Source organism: Rathayibacter sp. Leaf299 (assembly GCF_001423055.1).
GTDB lineage: Bacteria > Actinomycetota > Actinomycetes > Actinomycetales > Microbacteriaceae > Rathayibacter > Rathayibacter caricis.
Genome location: NZ_LMNT01000003.1, coordinates 125,378 through 140,947 on the forward strand (window position 1 = coordinate 125,378; position 15,570 = coordinate 140,947).

Below are 15,570 nucleotides of genomic sequence, written 5' to 3' on the forward strand. Positions count from 1 at the left end.
GAACGCTGTCAAAGACCCTGCTCCCGCTCCCTCCGAGCACTCCCACCACCCCCACCGGTTCGTCTCCCAGCTCGACGACTCAGTCTCGAAGCTGGTGGTGAGCGGCGCCCGGGTGCACAACCTGCAGGACGTCGATCTCGAGATCCCGCGCGACTCCATGGTCGTGTTCACGGGCCTGTCCGGGTCGGGCAAGTCCTCGCTCGCGTTCGACACGATCTTCGCGGAGGGGCAGCGCCGCTACGTCGAGTCGCTCTCGGCCTACGCCCGCCAGTTCCTCGGGCAGGTCGACCGACCCGACGTCGACTTCATCGAGGGCCTCAGCCCCGCCGTGTCGATCGACCAGAAGTCGACCAACCGCAACCCGCGGTCGACCGTCGGCACGATCACCGAGATCTTCGACTACATGCGCCTGCTCTGGGCGCGCATCGGAGTCCCGCACTGCCCCGTCTGCGGCGAGAAGATCTCGGCCCAGACCGTCCAGCAGATCGCCGATCAGCTGATGGAGCTCGACGCCGGCACGCGCTACCAGATCCTCAGCCCCGTCGTCTCGCAGAAGAAGGGCGAGTTCGTCGACCTCTTCAAGGAGCTGACCGCGGGCGGCTACTCCCGCGCCATGGTCGACGGCAAGCTGATCCAGCTGAGCGAGCCGCCGACGCTCAAGAAGCAGTTCAAGCACGACATCTCGGTGGTCGTGGACCGCCTCGTCGCGGGGCCCGACATCCTCGGACGCCTGACCGACTCGCTCGAGACGGCGCTCCGCCTCACCGACGGCATCGTGCAGATCAACTTCGTCGACGGCGAGGGCGACGGCGCCTGGACCACCTACTCCGAGAAGCTGTCCTGCCCCAACAACCACCCGATCTCGCTGACCGAGATCGAGCCGCGCACCTTCTCGTTCAACGCGCCGTTCGGCGCCTGCCCCGAGTGCTCCGGCCTCGGCACGCGCATGTCGGTCGATGACGAGCTCCTGCTCGGCGACCCCGACCTCAGCATCGCCGAGGGCGTCATCATCCCGTGGACCACCCAGGGCAAGGGCCTCTTCCAGTACTACGAGAAGCTCCTGGACGGCCTCTCCCGCGACCTCGGCTTCTCGCTGTCCACCCCGTGGAAGCGCCTCAGCTCCGAGGTGCAGCAGGCCGTGCTCCACGGCGACAACTTCGAGGTCAAGGTCAAGTGGAAGAACCGCTACGGCCGCGAGATGAGCTACACCTCCGGGTTCGAGGGCGTCGTGCCCTACATCGAGCGCCAGTACGTCCAAGCCGAGACCGACGTGCAGCGCTCGCGCTGGGCCGAGTTCCTCCGCGAGGTGGCCTGCCCCGTCTGCAAGGGCTCGCGGCTGAAGCCCGAGGTGCTCGCCGTCCTCGTGCACGGGGCGAGCATCGCCGACGTCGCCGACCTCAGCCTCGGCGACGCGCAGGAGTTCATGGGCAAGCTGGAGCTGACCGATCGCGAGGCGCACATCGCCGCGCAGGTGCTCCGCGAGATCAAGGCCCGCCTCGACTTCCTGATCGAGGTCGGGCTGAACTACCTCAACCTCTCGCGCGCCGCGGGATCACTCTCGGGCGGTGAGGCCCAGCGCATCCGTCTCGCGACGCAGATCGGCTCCGGACTGACCGGCGTGCTCTACGTCCTCGACGAGCCGAGCATCGGCCTGCACCAGCGCGACAACCGCCGCCTCATCGACACCCTGATCAAGCTGCGCGACCTCGGCAACACCCTGATCGTGGTCGAGCACGACGAGGACACCATCCGCACCGCCGACTGGATCGTCGACATCGGCCCCGGCGCGGGCGTGAACGGCGGCAAGGTCGTGCACTCCGGGTCCTACGAGGAGCTGCTCGAGAACACCCACTCGCTCACGGGCGACTACGTCTCGGGGCGCAAGTCGATCGAGGTGCCGAAGAAGCGCCGCAAGATCGACCGCAAGCGCGTCATCAAGGTGGTCGGCGCCTCGGCGAACAATCTGCAGAAGGTCGACGTCGAGTTCCCGCTCGGCGCCTTCGTCGCGGTGACCGGCGTCTCGGGCTCGGGCAAGAGCACGCTGGTGAACGACATCCTCTACCGGGTGCTCGCCAACCAGCTCAACGGCGCCCGCAAGGTGCCGGGCAAGCACACCCGCGTCACCGGGCTCGAGAACCTCGACAAGGTCGTGCACGTCGACCAGAACCCGATCGGCCGCACCCCGCGCTCCAACCCGGCGACCTACACGGGCGTCTTCGACCGCATCCGCAACCTCTTCGCCGAGACGACCGAGGCGAAGGCCCGCGGATACCTGCCGGGCCGGTTCAGCTTCAACGTCAAGGGCGGCCGCTGCGAGGCGTGCTCGGGCGACGGCACGATCAAGATCGAGATGAACTTCCTGCCGGACGTCTACGTCTCCTGCGAGGTGTGCGGGGGAGCGCGGTACAACCGCGACACCCTCACGGTGCACTACAAGGGCAAGAACATCGCCGAGGTCCTCGACATGCCGATCGCCGAGGCGGCCGAGTTCTTCGAGCCGATCACGGCGATCCACCGCTTCCTGAAGACCCTGGTCGACGTCGGTCTCGGCTACGTCCGGCTCGGACAGAGTGCCACCACCCTCTCGGGCGGCGAGGCCCAGCGCGTGAAGCTCGCCACCGAGCTGCAGCGCCGCTCCAACGGGCGGAGCGTCTACGTGCTCGACGAGCCGACCACCGGTCTGCACTTCGAGGACGTCCGCAAGCTCCTCCTCGTGCTGAACGGCCTCGTCGACAAGGGCAACACGGTCATCACGATCGAGCACAACCTGGATGTCATCAAGTCGGCCGACTGGCTGATCGACATGGGACCCGAGGGCGGTGCGGGCGGCGGCCAGGTCGTCGCCATCGGCACTCCCGAGAAGGTCGCGAAGGTATCCGAGAGCCACACCGGCTCGTTCCTCGCCGAGATCCTCGAGTGACCGGGGCGGACGGACAGACCGAGGCATGACGCAGACCGTCGACTACCGGCCCAAGGCCGGCGAGATCCCGACCCTCCCGGGCGTCTACCGCTTCAAGGACGCCCGGGGCCGGGTGCTCTACGTGGGCAAGGCCAAGAACCTCCGCGCCCGGCTGAGCAACTACTTCGCGCCGCTCCCGTCGCTCCACGAGCGCACCCGGCGGATGGTCACCTCGGCGTCCGGCGTCGAGTGGACCGTCGTCGGCACGGACGTCGAGGCGCTGCAGCTCGAGTTCACCTGGATCAACGAGTTCGACCCGCCCTTCAACGTCAAGTTCCGCGACGACAAGTCCTACCCCTACATGGCGGTGACCCTCGGCGACGAGGCGCCCCGGGTGATGGTGACGCGCAACGCCAAGATCCGCGGCGCCCGTTACTTCGGGCCCTACCCCAAGATCTGGGCGATCCACGAGACGATCGACCTGATGATCAAGGCGTTCCCGATCAGGACCTGCAACGACTCGAACTACAAGCGCGCGATGCAGAGCGGCAAGCCCTGCTTCGCCTCGCAGATCGGTCGCTGCGGCGGACCGTGCTCGCACCGGGTCACCTTCGCCGAGCACCGCGCGATGGTCGATCGCTTCGTCGCCTTCATGGGGAGCCACGACCGCCGGATGATCGGCGAGCTCGAGAAGGAGATGCGCGAGGCCGCAGCCGATTTCCAGTACGAGCGCGCGGCGAAGCTGCGCGACCAGGCCGCCGCACTCGACGCCGTGCTCGCCAAGAGCGCCGTCGTGCTGAAGGACAACGTCGACGTCGACCTCTACGCGATCGTCCACGACGAGCTCGCGGCCTCGGTCCAGCAGTTCCGCGTGCGCGGTGGGCGGATCCGCGGCGAGCGCGGCTGGGTGGTCGACAAGGAGCTCGACATGAGCACCGCCGAGCTCGTCGACACCGCGCTCCAGGCCGCGTACGAGACGGGCGACATCCCTCCGCGCGAGGTCGTCGTGCCCGAGCTGCCCGAGGATCACGAGGCGCTCGAGGAGTGGCTGAGCGGCCTGCGCGGCGCGAACGTCAAGCTCCGTGCCGCCCAGCGCGGCGACAAGGCCGCGCTGCTCGAGACGGCGACGCAGAACGCCGGTCACTCGCTCATGCTCTACAAGACCCGGCGCTCCGCCGACTTCACCGCGCGCACCCAGGCGCTGGAGGACATCCGCGACGCCCTCGGCATGGAGGAGGCGCCGCTGCGGATGGAGTGCTACGACGTCTCGCACCTCAGCGGTACGAACATCGTCGCCTCGATGGTCGTGTTCGAGGACGGGCTGGCCCGGAAGGACCAGTACCGCCGCTTCTCCATCGCCGACTCGACGGACGACACGGAGTCGCTGCACCAGGTGCTCACGCGCCGTCTCGCCTACCTGAAGGAGCCGGTCGAGCCGGCCGCCGTCGATCCCGAGACGGGGGAGGCGAAGCGGCGCAAGTTCGCCTACCCGCCGAACCTGCTGATCGTCGACGGCGGTCAGCCGCAGGTCGCCGCCGCCCAGCGGGCGCTCGACGAGTCCGGAGTCACGGGCATCACGCTGTGCGGCATCGCGAAGCGGCTGGAGGAGATCTGGCTCCCCGACTCCGACTTCCCCGTGATCCTCCCGCGCAACAGCGACGCGCTCTTCCTCTTCCAGAGGATCCGCGATGAGGCCCACCGCTTCGCCATCACGCACCAGCGGCAGCGCCGCAAGCGCGACATCTCCTCGCAGCTGAGCGAGGTCCCGGGCCTCGGCGGCACCCGCGTCCGCGACTTGCTGAAGCACTTCGGCTCGGTCGCTCGACTGCGCGACGCGAGCGATGCCGAGATCGCCGAGGTCAAGGGCATCGGCCCCACCCTGGCTGCCGCGATCCACTCCCACCTCCACCCCTGAGGGGCGGCCTCGCAGGGCGCACACCCTAGGCTGGACCTCCGGGCGCCCGTCCACCGGGGCCCGACACTTCACACACGAGCACGGAGACACCATGAGCACGGAGAGCGAGCAGCAGGACGTGCTGATCGTCACGGGGATGTCCGGCGCAGGCCGATCGACGGCCGCGAACGCCCTGGAGGACCTGGGCTGGTACGTCGTCGACAACCTGCCGCCGCAGATGCTCCGGCCGCTCGTCGACCTCGCTCAGCGCGCGGGCGACACCCTGCCCAAGATCGCCGCGGTCGTCGACGTCCGCGGGCGCGACTTCTTCGCCGACCTCGGCGAGATCGTCCGGGAGCTGCGAGCCGGGGTCGATCTGCGGGTCGTGTTCCTCGAGGCGACGGATGCGGCGCTCGTCCGCCGCTTCGAGCAGGTCCGCCGCCCGCACCCGCTGCAGGGCCGCGGCACGCTCCTCGACGGCATCTCGGCCGAGCGGACGCGGCTGGCGCAGCTGCGGGAGTCGGCCGACATCGTCATCGACACCTCCGACCTCAACATCCACCAGCTGGCGACCTCGATCACCGAGCGCTTCGCCGAGGCGGGTCGCGCCGGCCTGCAGGTCACGGTGATGAGCTTCGGCTTCAAGTACGGACTGCCCACCGACGCCGACATGGTCGCCGACGCGCGCTTCCTCCCCAACCCCTACTGGATCCCCGAGCTGCGACCGCACACGGGGCTCGACGAAGAGGTGCGAGAATACGTGCTGGCCCAGCAGGGCGCGGAGGAGTTCATCGACTCCTACTCGCGCGCGCTCCGCCCGGTCCTCGACGGCTACCAGCGCGAGAACAAGCGTCACGCGACCATCGCGGTCGGATGCACGGGCGGGAAGCACCGCTCTGTCGCCATCGCCGGCCGCGTCGCGGCCCGGCTGGCCGAGCTCCCCGGAGTCGCCGTCAACGTGGCGCACCGCGACCTCGGCCGAGAATGATCCCCGCGCGCTCCGCCGCGCACCCGACGTAAGGAAGACTCCGTGGCCCTCACCGCAGACGTCAAGGGCGAACTGGTCGCGATCGTCTCGCGCAAGAACACCGTCCGCGCCGCTGAACTGGCGACCGTCCTCCGCTTCTCCGGAGGACTGCACATCATCTCGAACCGGCTCGCGGTGGAGGTGGAGCTCGACTCCGCGCCTCTCGCGACCCGCGTCCGCCGCGACCTCGCCGAGCTCTACGGGGTCCGCAGTGAGGGCAGCATCGTCTCGGCCGGCGGCTCGCGCCGAACGACCAGCTGGCTGGTGCGCGTGGTCGAGGGCGGAGACACCCTCGCCCGCCAGACCGGACTGCTCGACCAGCGCGGGCGCCCCGTGCGCGGGCTGCCCAACCGCCTGACCACCGGATCCCGCGAGGAGCTCGCGGCGGTCTGGCGCGGGGCCTTCCTCGCGCAGGGCACGCTCACCGATCCCGGACGCTCCGCCGCGCTCGAGATCGTCTGCCCCGGGAACGAGGCCGCCATGGCGATCGTCGGAGCGGCCGGCCGCCTCGGCGTGCAGGCGAAGTCGCGCGAGGTCCGCGGCGTGCACCGCGTGGTCGTCCGCGACGGGGAGAGCATCAGCGCGATGCTGACCCTCATGGGAGCGACCGCGACGGTCGCCAGCTGGGAGGAGCTGCGCCAGCGCCGCGAGGTCAGGGCGACGGCGAACCGGCTCGTCAACTTCGACGACGCGAACCTCCGCCGCTCGGCGCAGGCCGCCGTCGCCGCCTGCGCCCGCGTCGAGCGCGCGATGGAGATCCTCGGCGACGACATCCCCGAGCACCTGCGCTACGCGGGTCGTCTCCGCCTGTCCCACCGCGACGCGAGCCTGGACGAGCTGGGTCACCACGCCGATCCGCCCATGACCAAGGACGCCGTCGCCGGACGCATCCGGCGCCTCCTGGCGATGGCCGACAAGCGCGCCTCGGAGCTCGACATCCCGGGCACCGACGCGAACCTCCCCCCGGAGCTCCAGGACCTGTGACCGGCTGAGACCGGTGCGCGAACGCTGAGTGTCTCCTGGTTGAACGGCGGAGGGACTCCGAGTGCGAAGGGCCCTCGTCACTAGACTGGGTGGGTCGCTCAGGTCGCCGCCGGCGCCCGTCCTCCTCCCCGTGAGGAGACGGATCGAGGCCGGCCGACCTCTCGAGATCGACGATCACGAACAGGAGATTGCGAATGGCTGACTACACGCTCGCCGAACTGCCCTACGACTACTCGGCCCTCGAGCCGAACATCAGTGGGCGGATCATGGAGCTCCACCACGACAAGCACCACGCCACCTACGTGACGGGCGCCAACACCGCCCTCGCCGCGCTCCAGGACGCTCGCGACAGCGACAACCTCGCGAACGTGAACAAGCTGCAGAAGGACCTCGCGTTCAACCTCGCCGGTCACGTGAACCACACGGTCTTCTGGAACAACCTCTCTCCCGACGGAGGCGACAAGCCCGCCGGAGAGCTCGCCGCGGCGATCGACGACTCCTTCGGGTCCTTCGACAAGTTCCGCGCGCACTTCACCGCCTCGGCCCTCGGCATCCAGGGGTCCGGCTGGTCGATCCTCGCCTGGGACTCGCTGGGCGAGAAGCTCATCATCGAGCAGCTCTACGACCACCAGGGCAACCTCGCCGCCGCCACCGTGCCGGTGCTGCTCCTGGACATGTGGGAGCACGCCTTCTACCTCGACTACGTCAACGTGAAGGCCGATTACGTCAAGGCTTTCTGGAACATCGTGAACTGGGCGGACGTGTCCGCGCGCTTCGAGAAGGCCCGCGAGAAGACTTCCGGCCTGCTGCTACTGTCGTAGCGATGTCGGCGTCCCGGGCCCGGCCCGGGGCGCCTTCTCGCAGCGTTCCAACCCTCCACTGCACCGTCCGGGTGCCCTTCCTCACCAGGAGAAATCTGTGTCCGTAAAGATCGGCATCAACGGCTTCGGCCGTATCGGCCGTAACTTCTTCCGTGCGGCCCTCGCCAAGGGCAGCGACCTCGAGATCGTCGCGGTCAACGACCTCACCGACAACAAGGCGCTCGCGCACCTCCTGAAGTACGACTCCATCACCGGCCGTCTGGACGCCACCGTGGAGCTCGACGGCGACAAGATCGTCGTCAACGGCAAGCCCATCATCGTGCTCGAGGAGCGCGACCCCGCCAACCTCCCGTGGGGCGAGCTGGGAGTCGACGTCGTCATCGAGTCGACCGGTCGCTTCACCAAGTCGGAGGACGCGCGCAAGCACATCACCGCGGGCGCCAAGAAGGTCATCGTCTCGGCTCCCGCCACCGGCAGCGATGTCGCGACCCTGGTCCTCGGCGTCAACGAGGGCACCTACGACCCCGCGACCCACGACATCATCTCCAACGCCTCCTGCACCACGAACTGCCTCGCGCCGCTCGCCAAGGTGCTGCTCGACAACTTCGGCATCGAGCGCGGCCTCATGACCACGGTCCACGCGTACACCGCCGACCAGAACCTGCAGGACGGCCCGCACAGCGACCTCCGCCGCGCCCGCGCCGCCGCCGTCAACATCATCCCGACCTCGACCGGTGCCGCCAAGGCTCTGGGCCTCGTCATCCCGGAGCTCGTCGGCAAGCTCGACGGCTACGCCCTCCGCGTCCCGGTCCCGACCGGCTCGATCACCGACCTCACCGTCGAGCTCTCGAAGCCCGCCACGGTCGAGGAGATCAACGCCGCGTACAAGGCCGCCTCCGAGGGCGACCTCAAGGGCATCCTGAAGTACACCGAGGACCCGATCGTCTCCAGCGACATCGTGACCGACCCGCACTCCTCGATCTTCGACGCCGGCCTCACGAAGGTCATCGGCAGCCAGGTCAAGGTCGCGTCCTGGTACGACAACGAGTGGGGCTACTCCAACCGCCTCGTCGACGTCACCGAGTTCGTCGCCGGCAAGCTCTAGGGCCTGACGCAGTGACGTTCCGCACCCTGGACTCACTGGGCTCCCTGGCCGGCAAGCGCGTCGTCGTCCGCTGCGATCTGAACGTCCCCCTGAAGGACGGAACGATCACGGACGACGGCCGCGTGCGCGCCTCGCTGCCCACTCTCCAGCGGCTCGTCTCCGAGGGTGCCCGAGTCGTGGTCGTGAGCCACCTCGGGCGCCCCGACGGGGAGCCGAACCCGAAGTACAGCCTCGCGCCGGTGGCCGAGCGCCTGGGCGAGCTCCTCGACGCTCCGGTGTCGTTCGCCGAGGACACCGTCGGCGACTCCGCGGCCTCGGCCGTCGAGGGCCTCGCCGCGGGCGAGGTCGTCGTGCTCGAGAACCTCCGCTTCAACGCCGGGGAGACGAGCAAGGACGAGGCCGAGCGCCGCTCCTTCGCCGAGAAGCTGGCCGCCTTCGGCGACGCCTTCGTCTCGGACGGGTTCGGCGTCGTGCACCGCAAGCAGGCCAGCGTCTACGAGCTCGCGCAGCTGCTCCCCAGCGCTGCCGGTACGCTCATCGCAGCCGAGCTCGAGGTGCTCGACCGGCTCACCGAGAAGCCCGAGCGCCCCTACACGGTCGTCCTCGGCGGCTCGAAGGTGTCGGACAAGCTCGGCGTGATCGACCACCTCCTCCCGCGGGTCGACTCGATCCTCATCGGCGGAGGCATGCTGTTCACCTTCCTCAAGGCCCAGGGCCACGAGGTCGGCTCCAGCCTGCTCGAGGCCGACCAGATCGACACCGTGCTCGGCTACCTCGCGAAGGCGGAGGAGCTGGGCGTCGAGATCGTGCTGCCCACGGACGTGGTCGTCGCCTCGAAGTTCGGCGCCGACGCGGAGTACGAGACGGCGTCGGCGGACGCGATCGAGGGCACCCCGTGGGGCGCCTCCGGTCTGGGCCTCGACATCGGACCGGACACCGCGAAGCGGTTCGCCGGGATCGTCGCGGCCTCGAAGACCGTGTTCTGGAACGGGCCGATGGGCGTCTTCGAGATCGAGCCGTTCGCGGCCGGCACGAAGGCCGTCGCCCAGGCCCTCACCGAGGTCGACGGGCTCAGCGTCGTCGGCGGCGGCGACTCGGCAGCCGCAGTGCGCGCCCTCGGATTCGAGGACGAGCACTTCGGCCACATCTCGACGGGAGGCGGAGCGAGCCTCGAATTCCTCGAAGGCAAGCGCCTCCCCGGACTGGAGGTCCTCGGATGGCAGTAGACACCCGCACCCCGCTCATCGCCGGCAACTGGAAGATGAACTTGGACCACCTCCAGGCCATCGCGTTCGTCCAGAAGCTCGCGTGGAGCCTCAAGGACGCGGACCACGACTTCGACGGTGTCGAGGTCGCGGTGTTCCCGCCGTTCACCGACCTGCGCCCGGTGCAGATCCTCGTCGACTCCGACAAGCTGCCGCTCAAGTACGGCGCGCAGGACCTGTCGAAGTTCGACAGCGGGGCCTACACCGGTGAGATCTCGGGGCAGTTCCTCAAGCAGCTCGACTGCGACTACGTGATCGTCGGCCACTCGGAGCGTCGCACGCTCCACGGCGAGACGGACGCGGACATCGCCGCGAAGACGGCCGCGGCCGTCAAGCACGGCGTGCCGCCGATCGTCTGCGTCGGAGAGACCGCCGAGGACCTCGAGAAGCACGGACCGTCCGCGGTCCCGGTCGCTCAGCTGAAGGAGGCCCTCACCGGCCTCCCCGCAGACGCCGACCTGGTCGTCGCGTACGAGCCCGTCTGGGCCATCGGCTCCGGACAGGCTGCGACGCCCGAGCAGGCCCAGCAGGTCTGCAAGGCGCTGCGCGGCGTCGTCTCCGAGATCCTCGGAGCCGAGACCGCGGCGAAGACCCGGATCCTCTACGGCGGTTCGGTGAAGTCCGGCAACATCGCCGGCTTCATGCGCGAGCCCGACGTCGACGGCGCCCTCGTCGGAGGCGCGAGCCTCCAGGTCGAGGAGTTCGCCGCGATCGCGCGCTTCCGCAACCACGTCGGGGTCTGAGTTTCTGCGACAAGAGGGGCGGGCCCATCGGGCCCGCCCCTCTTGCCGTCCACGCCGCTCCTCGCGCGGCGTGGCGCGGTCGGCTGGTCGACGTGGTCGCGTTCCGCGGAGCGTCTTGCGTTCGGCCACGACGATTCGCTGGCACGCGAATCGCCGGTCGGCCTCGCTGCGCGAGGGCCGTCGTCCGATCGATCGTCCGGACGGGGCCCATCGGGCCCGCCGCCTTTCCGTCGTCGACGCCGCTCCTACGCGGCGTGGCGCAGTCGGTTGTTCGAGGTGGTTGCGTTCCGCAGAGCGTCGTATGTTCGGCCACGGCGATTCGCTGGCACGCGGATCGCCGGTCGGCCTCGCGGCGCGAGGGCCGTCGTCCGATGGACCGACCGGACGGAGCCGATCCCATCCCATTCTCTGTTCCAGGTCGTTCGCCGTTACTGCTGGTGGGAGAGCCTCGCGGCACGCGGGCGGAGGGGGTGGTCTCGTCGCGGCGACCGGCTCGGGTCTGGCGGGCGCCCCGCAGGGGCGCGGGAGGGCGCCGCGACGAGGCCACCCCCTCCGCCCACTCCAGCAGTCGCACGACGCCGTATACAGCGAGCCGAACACGGGTGGACGCATTCCGCGCGGATTCGCAGGCGCCGTTATACTCGTCGGGGCGCGCAATGCGCCGGAACTTCGAAAGGTACCGCGTGGACATCCTCCAGGTCGTGCTCCAGGTCATCCTGGGCATCACGAGCCTCCTGCTCACCATGCTGATCCTGCTCCACAAGGGGCGCGGCGGCGGACTGTCCGACATGTTCGGCGGTGGAGTCACCTCCAACCTCGGCGCCTCGGGTGTCGCGGAGCGCAATCTCAACCGCATCACCGTGATCCTCGGCCTCGTCTGGCTGGCGTGCATCGTGGTGCTCGGTCTCATCACCAAGTTCGACACCGGAGCATAGGGGTACACGGAATGGCATCAGGCGGCAGTGCAATCCGCGGTTCGCGCGTCGGCGCGGGACCCATGGGCGAGCAGGACCGGGGCTTCCACGCGGAGCGAGTGGCGGTGTCCTACTGGGACGCTCTCGGTAACGAGACGGTGCGCCACTTCTCGGCGGCCCTCCCCGAGGACGAGATCCCCGAGGTGATCGACTCACCCCAGTCCGGTCTTCCCGCGGGACGCGACCGTGCGAACCCCCCGCAGGTCGCGAAGACCGAGCCCTACAAGACACACCTCGCCTACGTGAAGGAGCGTCGCACCGAGGCCGAGGCGGCCCAGCTCCTCGAGGAGGCGCTGCAGCAGTTGCGCGCCCGTCGCGGCACCGCGACTCCGTCCTGATCCTGCTCCCGCAGGAACGAGGAAAGGCCCGATCCGCTGAGGATCGGGCCTTTCGCCGTGGTGGGCCCGGATGGACCGGGCGCGCTCAGTAGCTGGGCGCGATGAGAGACTCCGGAACCTCGGCCGCGGCCTCCTGGTCGACGAAGAAGACCGTGCGCTTGCGGCCGAAGGCTCCGGCGACCGGCACTTCGTTCGTGTTGGCACCGGCGAGCGCGAGACCGAGAGCAGACGCCTTGTCCGCTCCCGCGAGCACCATCCAGATCCGGTCGGACTGGTTGATGAGCGGGAGGGTCAGGGTGAGGCGCTCCGGAGGCGGCTTGGGGGAGTTGCGCACCGGGAGCACCCCGGCCTCGGTGGAGCGGATCGCCGAGCGCTCGGGGAACAGCGACGCGATGTGACCGTCGGGACCCACTCCGAGGAACGTGATGTCGAACCGGGGGTAATCGCGACCCTCCGTCGCGTGAGCGCGCAGCTCCGCGTCGTAGAGGGTCGCGGCCGCGTCCAGGTCGATCCCGTCGTCGGATGCGGGGAACGCGTGCACGTTCTCGGCGGGGACGTCGAGGCGGGTGAACAGATCACCCGCCTGGACGTCGTTGCGGTCCTCGTGGCCGCGGGGAACCCAGCGCTCGTCCCCCCACCAGAAGTGGACCCTCGACCAGTCGACGTTGCCGGAGGCGGACGACGTCGCGATCTCGGCGAGCGTCGCCGCCCCCATGGTCCCGCCGGTCAGGATCACGTTGGCGGACCCCAGATCGTCGAGGATGTCGATCGTCTTCGTGATGAAGCGGGCGGCGACCGACCCGGCGAGGGTCTGCTTGTCGCGGTGGACGAGCACTCGACGTTCGGTGGTCATGAGAGGTCTCCTTCGGGTTCGAATGCCGATCGGCGGATGGTCGGCTCCGTGTCAGGAAGCGCTGCGGGCCCCGGTCTGCTCGGTGAGCATGTCGACGCCGCGCGAGATGACTTCACCGTACAGGTCATCCGGGTCGAGCCTGCGCAGCTCCTCGGCCAGGCAGTCGCGGAGGCTGCGGCGGGGGAGCGAGATGTCGTGGACGGGCTGCTCCGGCTGCGTCAGCGTCGCCACGTTAGGGATCGAGCGCTCCAGCTCGATGGTCCCCGACGCGCGGATCAGCTTGACGCCGTGGATGCCGCTCGACCCTGTCGCGCTGATGGTCAGCTCGTGATCGACCGGGATGTCGAGTTCGAGCTGGAGCCACGCGGCGAGCAGGATCGTCGACGGCGAGTCGGGAGCGCCCGACACCTCGACGGCCGTGATCGGCTCGTACGGCGGCTGGTCGAGGACCGCGGCGAGCTGCGCGCGCCAGAGGGTCAGCCGCGTCCAGGCGAAGTCGGTGTCGCCGGGGGCGTAGGTGGAGGCGAGGTGGTGCAATGCCTCCGCCGGGTTCGACTGCGCCGAGGCGTCGGTGATGCGCCGCTGCGCGATGCGGCCGATGGGCGACTTCGAGGCGCTCTCGGGCGCACTGTTCGGCCACCAGGCGACCACGGGGGCGTCGGGCAGGAGGAGGCCCGTGACCAGGCTCTCCTCGTCGTTCGCCGCGTCGCCGAAGGGGCGGAGCACGACGACCTCGCTCGCGCCGGCGTCGCCGCCGACCCGGATCTGGGCGTCGACCCGCGGGGTGGCGTCCACGGGGACCGTGGTGAGCCCGTCGTCCTTGGAGACGACGATGACGCGCATCGGGTGCTCGCGCGAGGCGTCGTTCGCCGCGTCGATCGCCTCCTCCTCGTGACCCCGGGAGGTCGCGATGATGAGGGTCAGCACGCGTCCGAGAGCGACGGCGCCGCCCTCCTCGCGGATCTTGACGAGGGTCTTGGAGACCTCGCTGGTCGTGGTGTCGGGCAGATCGACGATCATGGACGCCTCCAGGTACGGCCGTCGCGGGCGAGGAGCTCGTCGGCGGATTCGGGGCCCCAGGTTCCGGGGCGGTACTGCTCGGGCTGGCCCTGGGTCTCCCAGAACTCCTCGATCGGGTCGAGGATCTTCCAGGAGAGCTCGACCTCCTCGTGGCGGGGGAACAGCGGGGGCTCGCCCAGGAGGACGTCGAGGATCAGACGCTCGTAGGCCTCGGGGCTCGCCTCGGTGAACGCGTGGCCGTAGCCGAAGTCCATCGTCACGTCGCGCACCTGCATGCCGGCGCCCGGGACCTTCGAGCCGAAGCGCATGGTGACGCCCTCATCCGGCTGCACGCGGATGACGAGTGCGTTCTGACCGAGCGAGGTCGTCTGGCTCTCGGCGAAGAGCTGCTGCGGAGCCCGTTTGAAGACGACCGCGATCTCGGTGACGCGACGACCGAGGCGCTTGCCTGCGCGCAGGTAGAACGGGACACCCGCCCAGCGGCGCGTGCCGATGTCCAGGCGCATGGCTGCGAACGTCTCGGTCGTCGAGGTGGGGCTCATGCCGTCCTCCTCGAGGAAGCCGAGGACCTTCTCGCCGCCCTGCCAGCCGCCGGCGTACTGCCCGCGGGCGGTGGCGGTGGAGAGGTCCTTCGGGAGGCGGACCGCTGCGAGGACCTTCTCCTTCTCGGCGCGCAGGTCGGCGGCGTCGAACGAGATCGGCTCCTCCATCGCCGTGAGGGCGAGGAGCTGGAGGAGGTGGTTCTGGATCACGTCGCGCGCGGCCCCGATGCCGTCGTAGTACCCGGCGCGGCCGCCCACTCCGATGTCCTCGGCCATGGTGATCTGCACGTGGTCGACGTAGTTCGAGTTCCAGAGCGGCTCGTACATCATGTTGGCGAAGCGCAGCGCCAGGATGTTCTGGACCGTCTCCTTGCCGAGGTAGTGGTCGATGCGGAACACCGAGTCGGGCGGGAAGACCGACTCGACGACGGCGTTCAGCTCACGGGCGGTCGTGAGGTCGCTGCCGAAGGGCTTCTCGATGACGACGCGCCGCCACTGGCCCTCCTTCTGCTCCGCGAGACCGGAGTTGCGCAGCTGCTCGGTGACCTGCGGGAAGGACTTCGGGGGGATGGAGAGGTAGAAGGCGAAGTTGCCCATCGTGCCGCGCTCGCGATCGAGCTCGTCGACGGTGGTCTTCAGGCGGGTGAACGCCTCGGGGTCGTCGAACTCGCCCTGCACGAAGCGGATGCCCTGCGCGAGCTGCGCCCAGACCTCCTCGTGGAACTCGGTGCGCGCGTACTTCTTGACGGAGTCGTGCACCACCTGCTCGAAGTCCTGGTCGTCCCAGTCGCGCCGGGCGAAGCCGACGAGCGCGAATCCGGGGGGCAGCAGTCCGCGGTTGGCGAGGTCGTAGACCGCCGGCATCAGCTTCTTGCGCGAGAGATCGCCGGTGACGCCGAAGATGACGAGGCCGCTGGGCCCCGCGATCCGGTTCAACCGCCGGTCGAAGCTCAACCGCAGGGGGTTGAACTCGGGGGTGATGTCCACAGACATGTGCAGTGTCCTTCTGTGTGCCGGCTTCTCCGGCGCACTGCTCTCGATGAGGAGTGGGTGGGACCGATCGCGGGCACGCCGCCCCGCCCCGGTGGGGGCGGAGCGGCGTGCC

At 69.5% G+C, this 15,570-nt stretch carries 13 protein-coding genes; 10 read left to right on the top strand and 3 right to left on the bottom strand.

The window, feature by feature from the left end:
• Positions 1-91 precede the first annotated feature (91 nt).
• The 10 genes from uvrA (at position 92) to ASF48_RS12250 (ending at position 12,050) form a co-directional block, all read left to right on the top strand.
• A complete protein-coding gene (gene uvrA / locus ASF48_RS12205; protein ID WP_055793096.1) occupies positions 92-2,920 on the top strand; it encodes an excinuclease ABC subunit UvrA in 2,829 nt (942 codons plus the stop codon).
• Positions 2,921-2,945: 25 nt separating this feature from the next.
• Complete coding sequence (gene uvrC, locus ASF48_RS12210; RefSeq protein WP_055791932.1) at positions 2,946-4,814, top strand: excinuclease ABC subunit UvrC; 1,869 nt, start codon at positions 2,946-2,948, stop codon at positions 4,812-4,814.
• A 91-nt stretch (positions 4,815-4,905) separates the two neighbouring features.
• Entirely contained in the window at positions 4,906-5,781 is an 876-nt protein-coding gene (rapZ, locus tag ASF48_RS12215) for an RNase adapter RapZ (RefSeq protein WP_055791934.1), read from the top strand.
• A 42-nt stretch (positions 5,782-5,823) separates the two neighbouring features.
• Entirely contained in the window at positions 5,824-6,804 is a 981-nt protein-coding gene (whiA, locus tag ASF48_RS12220; RefSeq protein ID WP_055791947.1) for a DNA-binding protein WhiA, read from the top strand.
• 194 nt (positions 6,805-6,998) lie between these two features.
• Positions 6,999-7,625, top strand: coding sequence for a superoxide dismutase (locus tag ASF48_RS12225; RefSeq protein WP_055791950.1), 627 nt, complete (start codon positions 6,999-7,001; stop codon positions 7,623-7,625).
• Between the two features lie 97 nt (positions 7,626-7,722).
• Positions 7,723-8,730, top strand: a complete 1,008-nt coding sequence (gene gap / locus ASF48_RS12230; protein WP_055791953.1) for a type I glyceraldehyde-3-phosphate dehydrogenase — start codon at positions 7,723-7,725, stop codon at positions 8,728-8,730.
• 11 nt (positions 8,731-8,741) lie between these two features.
• Complete coding sequence (locus ASF48_RS12235; protein WP_055791955.1) at positions 8,742-9,956, top strand: phosphoglycerate kinase; 1,215 nt, start codon at positions 8,742-8,744, stop codon at positions 9,954-9,956.
• A complete protein-coding gene (gene tpiA / locus ASF48_RS12240) occupies positions 9,947-10,738 on the top strand; it encodes a triose-phosphate isomerase (RefSeq protein WP_055791958.1) in 792 nt (263 codons plus the stop codon). The genes ASF48_RS12235 and tpiA overlap by 10 nt, the downstream gene beginning before the upstream one ends.
• 683 nt (positions 10,739-11,421) lie before the next feature.
• The gene (secG, locus tag ASF48_RS12245; RefSeq protein ID WP_055791960.1) at positions 11,422-11,673 is read left to right on the top strand and encodes a preprotein translocase subunit SecG; all 252 of its coding nucleotides are present in this window, start codon (positions 11,422-11,424) and stop codon (positions 11,671-11,673) included.
• Between the two features lie 11 nt (positions 11,674-11,684).
• Positions 11,685-12,050 carry an RNA polymerase-binding protein RbpA gene (locus ASF48_RS12250; protein WP_055791968.1) on the top strand — a complete coding sequence of 122 codons (366 nt, stop codon included), beginning with the start codon at positions 11,685-11,687 and terminating at the stop codon, positions 12,048-12,050.
• Positions 12,051-12,135: 85 nt separating this feature from the next.
• Here ASF48_RS12250 and pgl read toward each other — a convergent pair whose 3' ends face one another.
• The 3 genes from pgl to zwf are packed head-to-tail and all read right to left on the bottom strand — an operon-like array spanning position 12,136 to position 15,458.
• On the bottom strand, positions 12,136-12,903 hold the full coding sequence (pgl, locus tag ASF48_RS12255; RefSeq protein ID WP_055791971.1) for a 6-phosphogluconolactonase: 768 nt from the start codon (positions 12,901-12,903) through the stop codon (positions 12,136-12,138).
• A 51-nt stretch (positions 12,904-12,954) separates the two neighbouring features.
• Complete coding sequence (locus tag ASF48_RS12260) at positions 12,955-13,923, bottom strand: glucose-6-phosphate dehydrogenase assembly protein OpcA (RefSeq protein WP_055791976.1); 969 nt, start codon at positions 13,921-13,923, stop codon at positions 12,955-12,957.
• Positions 13,920-15,458 carry a glucose-6-phosphate dehydrogenase gene (zwf, locus tag ASF48_RS12265; protein WP_055791978.1) on the bottom strand — a complete coding sequence of 513 codons (1,539 nt, stop codon included), beginning with the start codon at positions 15,456-15,458 and terminating at the stop codon, positions 13,920-13,922. The genes ASF48_RS12260 and zwf overlap by 4 nt, the downstream gene beginning before the upstream one ends.
• Positions 15,459-15,570 lie beyond the last annotated feature (112 nt).

What these genes read in the sequence shown, in the direction of transcription:
- rapZ (WP_055791934.1), top strand. Translation starts at nt 4,906, where the DNA reads ATGAGCACGGAGAGCGAGCAGCAGGACGTGCTGATCGTCACGGGGATG.
- zwf (WP_055791978.1), bottom strand. Translation starts at nt 15,458, where the DNA reads ATGTCTGTGGACATCACCCCCGAGTTCAACCCCCTGCGGTTGAGCTTC.
- ASF48_RS12225 (WP_055791950.1), top strand. Translation starts at nt 6,999, where the DNA reads ATGGCTGACTACACGCTCGCCGAACTGCCCTACGACTACTCGGCCCTC.
- ASF48_RS12250 (WP_055791968.1), top strand. Translation starts at nt 11,685, where the DNA reads ATGGCATCAGGCGGCAGTGCAATCCGCGGTTCGCGCGTCGGCGCGGGA.
- pgl (WP_055791971.1), bottom strand. Translation starts at nt 12,903, where the DNA reads ATGACCACCGAACGTCGAGTGCTCGTCCACCGCGACAAGCAGACCCTC.
- uvrC (WP_055791932.1), top strand. Translation starts at nt 2,946, where the DNA reads ATGACGCAGACCGTCGACTACCGGCCCAAGGCCGGCGAGATCCCGACC.
- ASF48_RS12260 (WP_055791976.1), bottom strand. Translation starts at nt 13,923, where the DNA reads ATGATCGTCGATCTGCCCGACACCACGACCAGCGAGGTCTCCAAGACC.
- tpiA (WP_055791958.1), top strand. Translation starts at nt 9,947, where the DNA reads ATGGCAGTAGACACCCGCACCCCGCTCATCGCCGGCAACTGGAAGATG.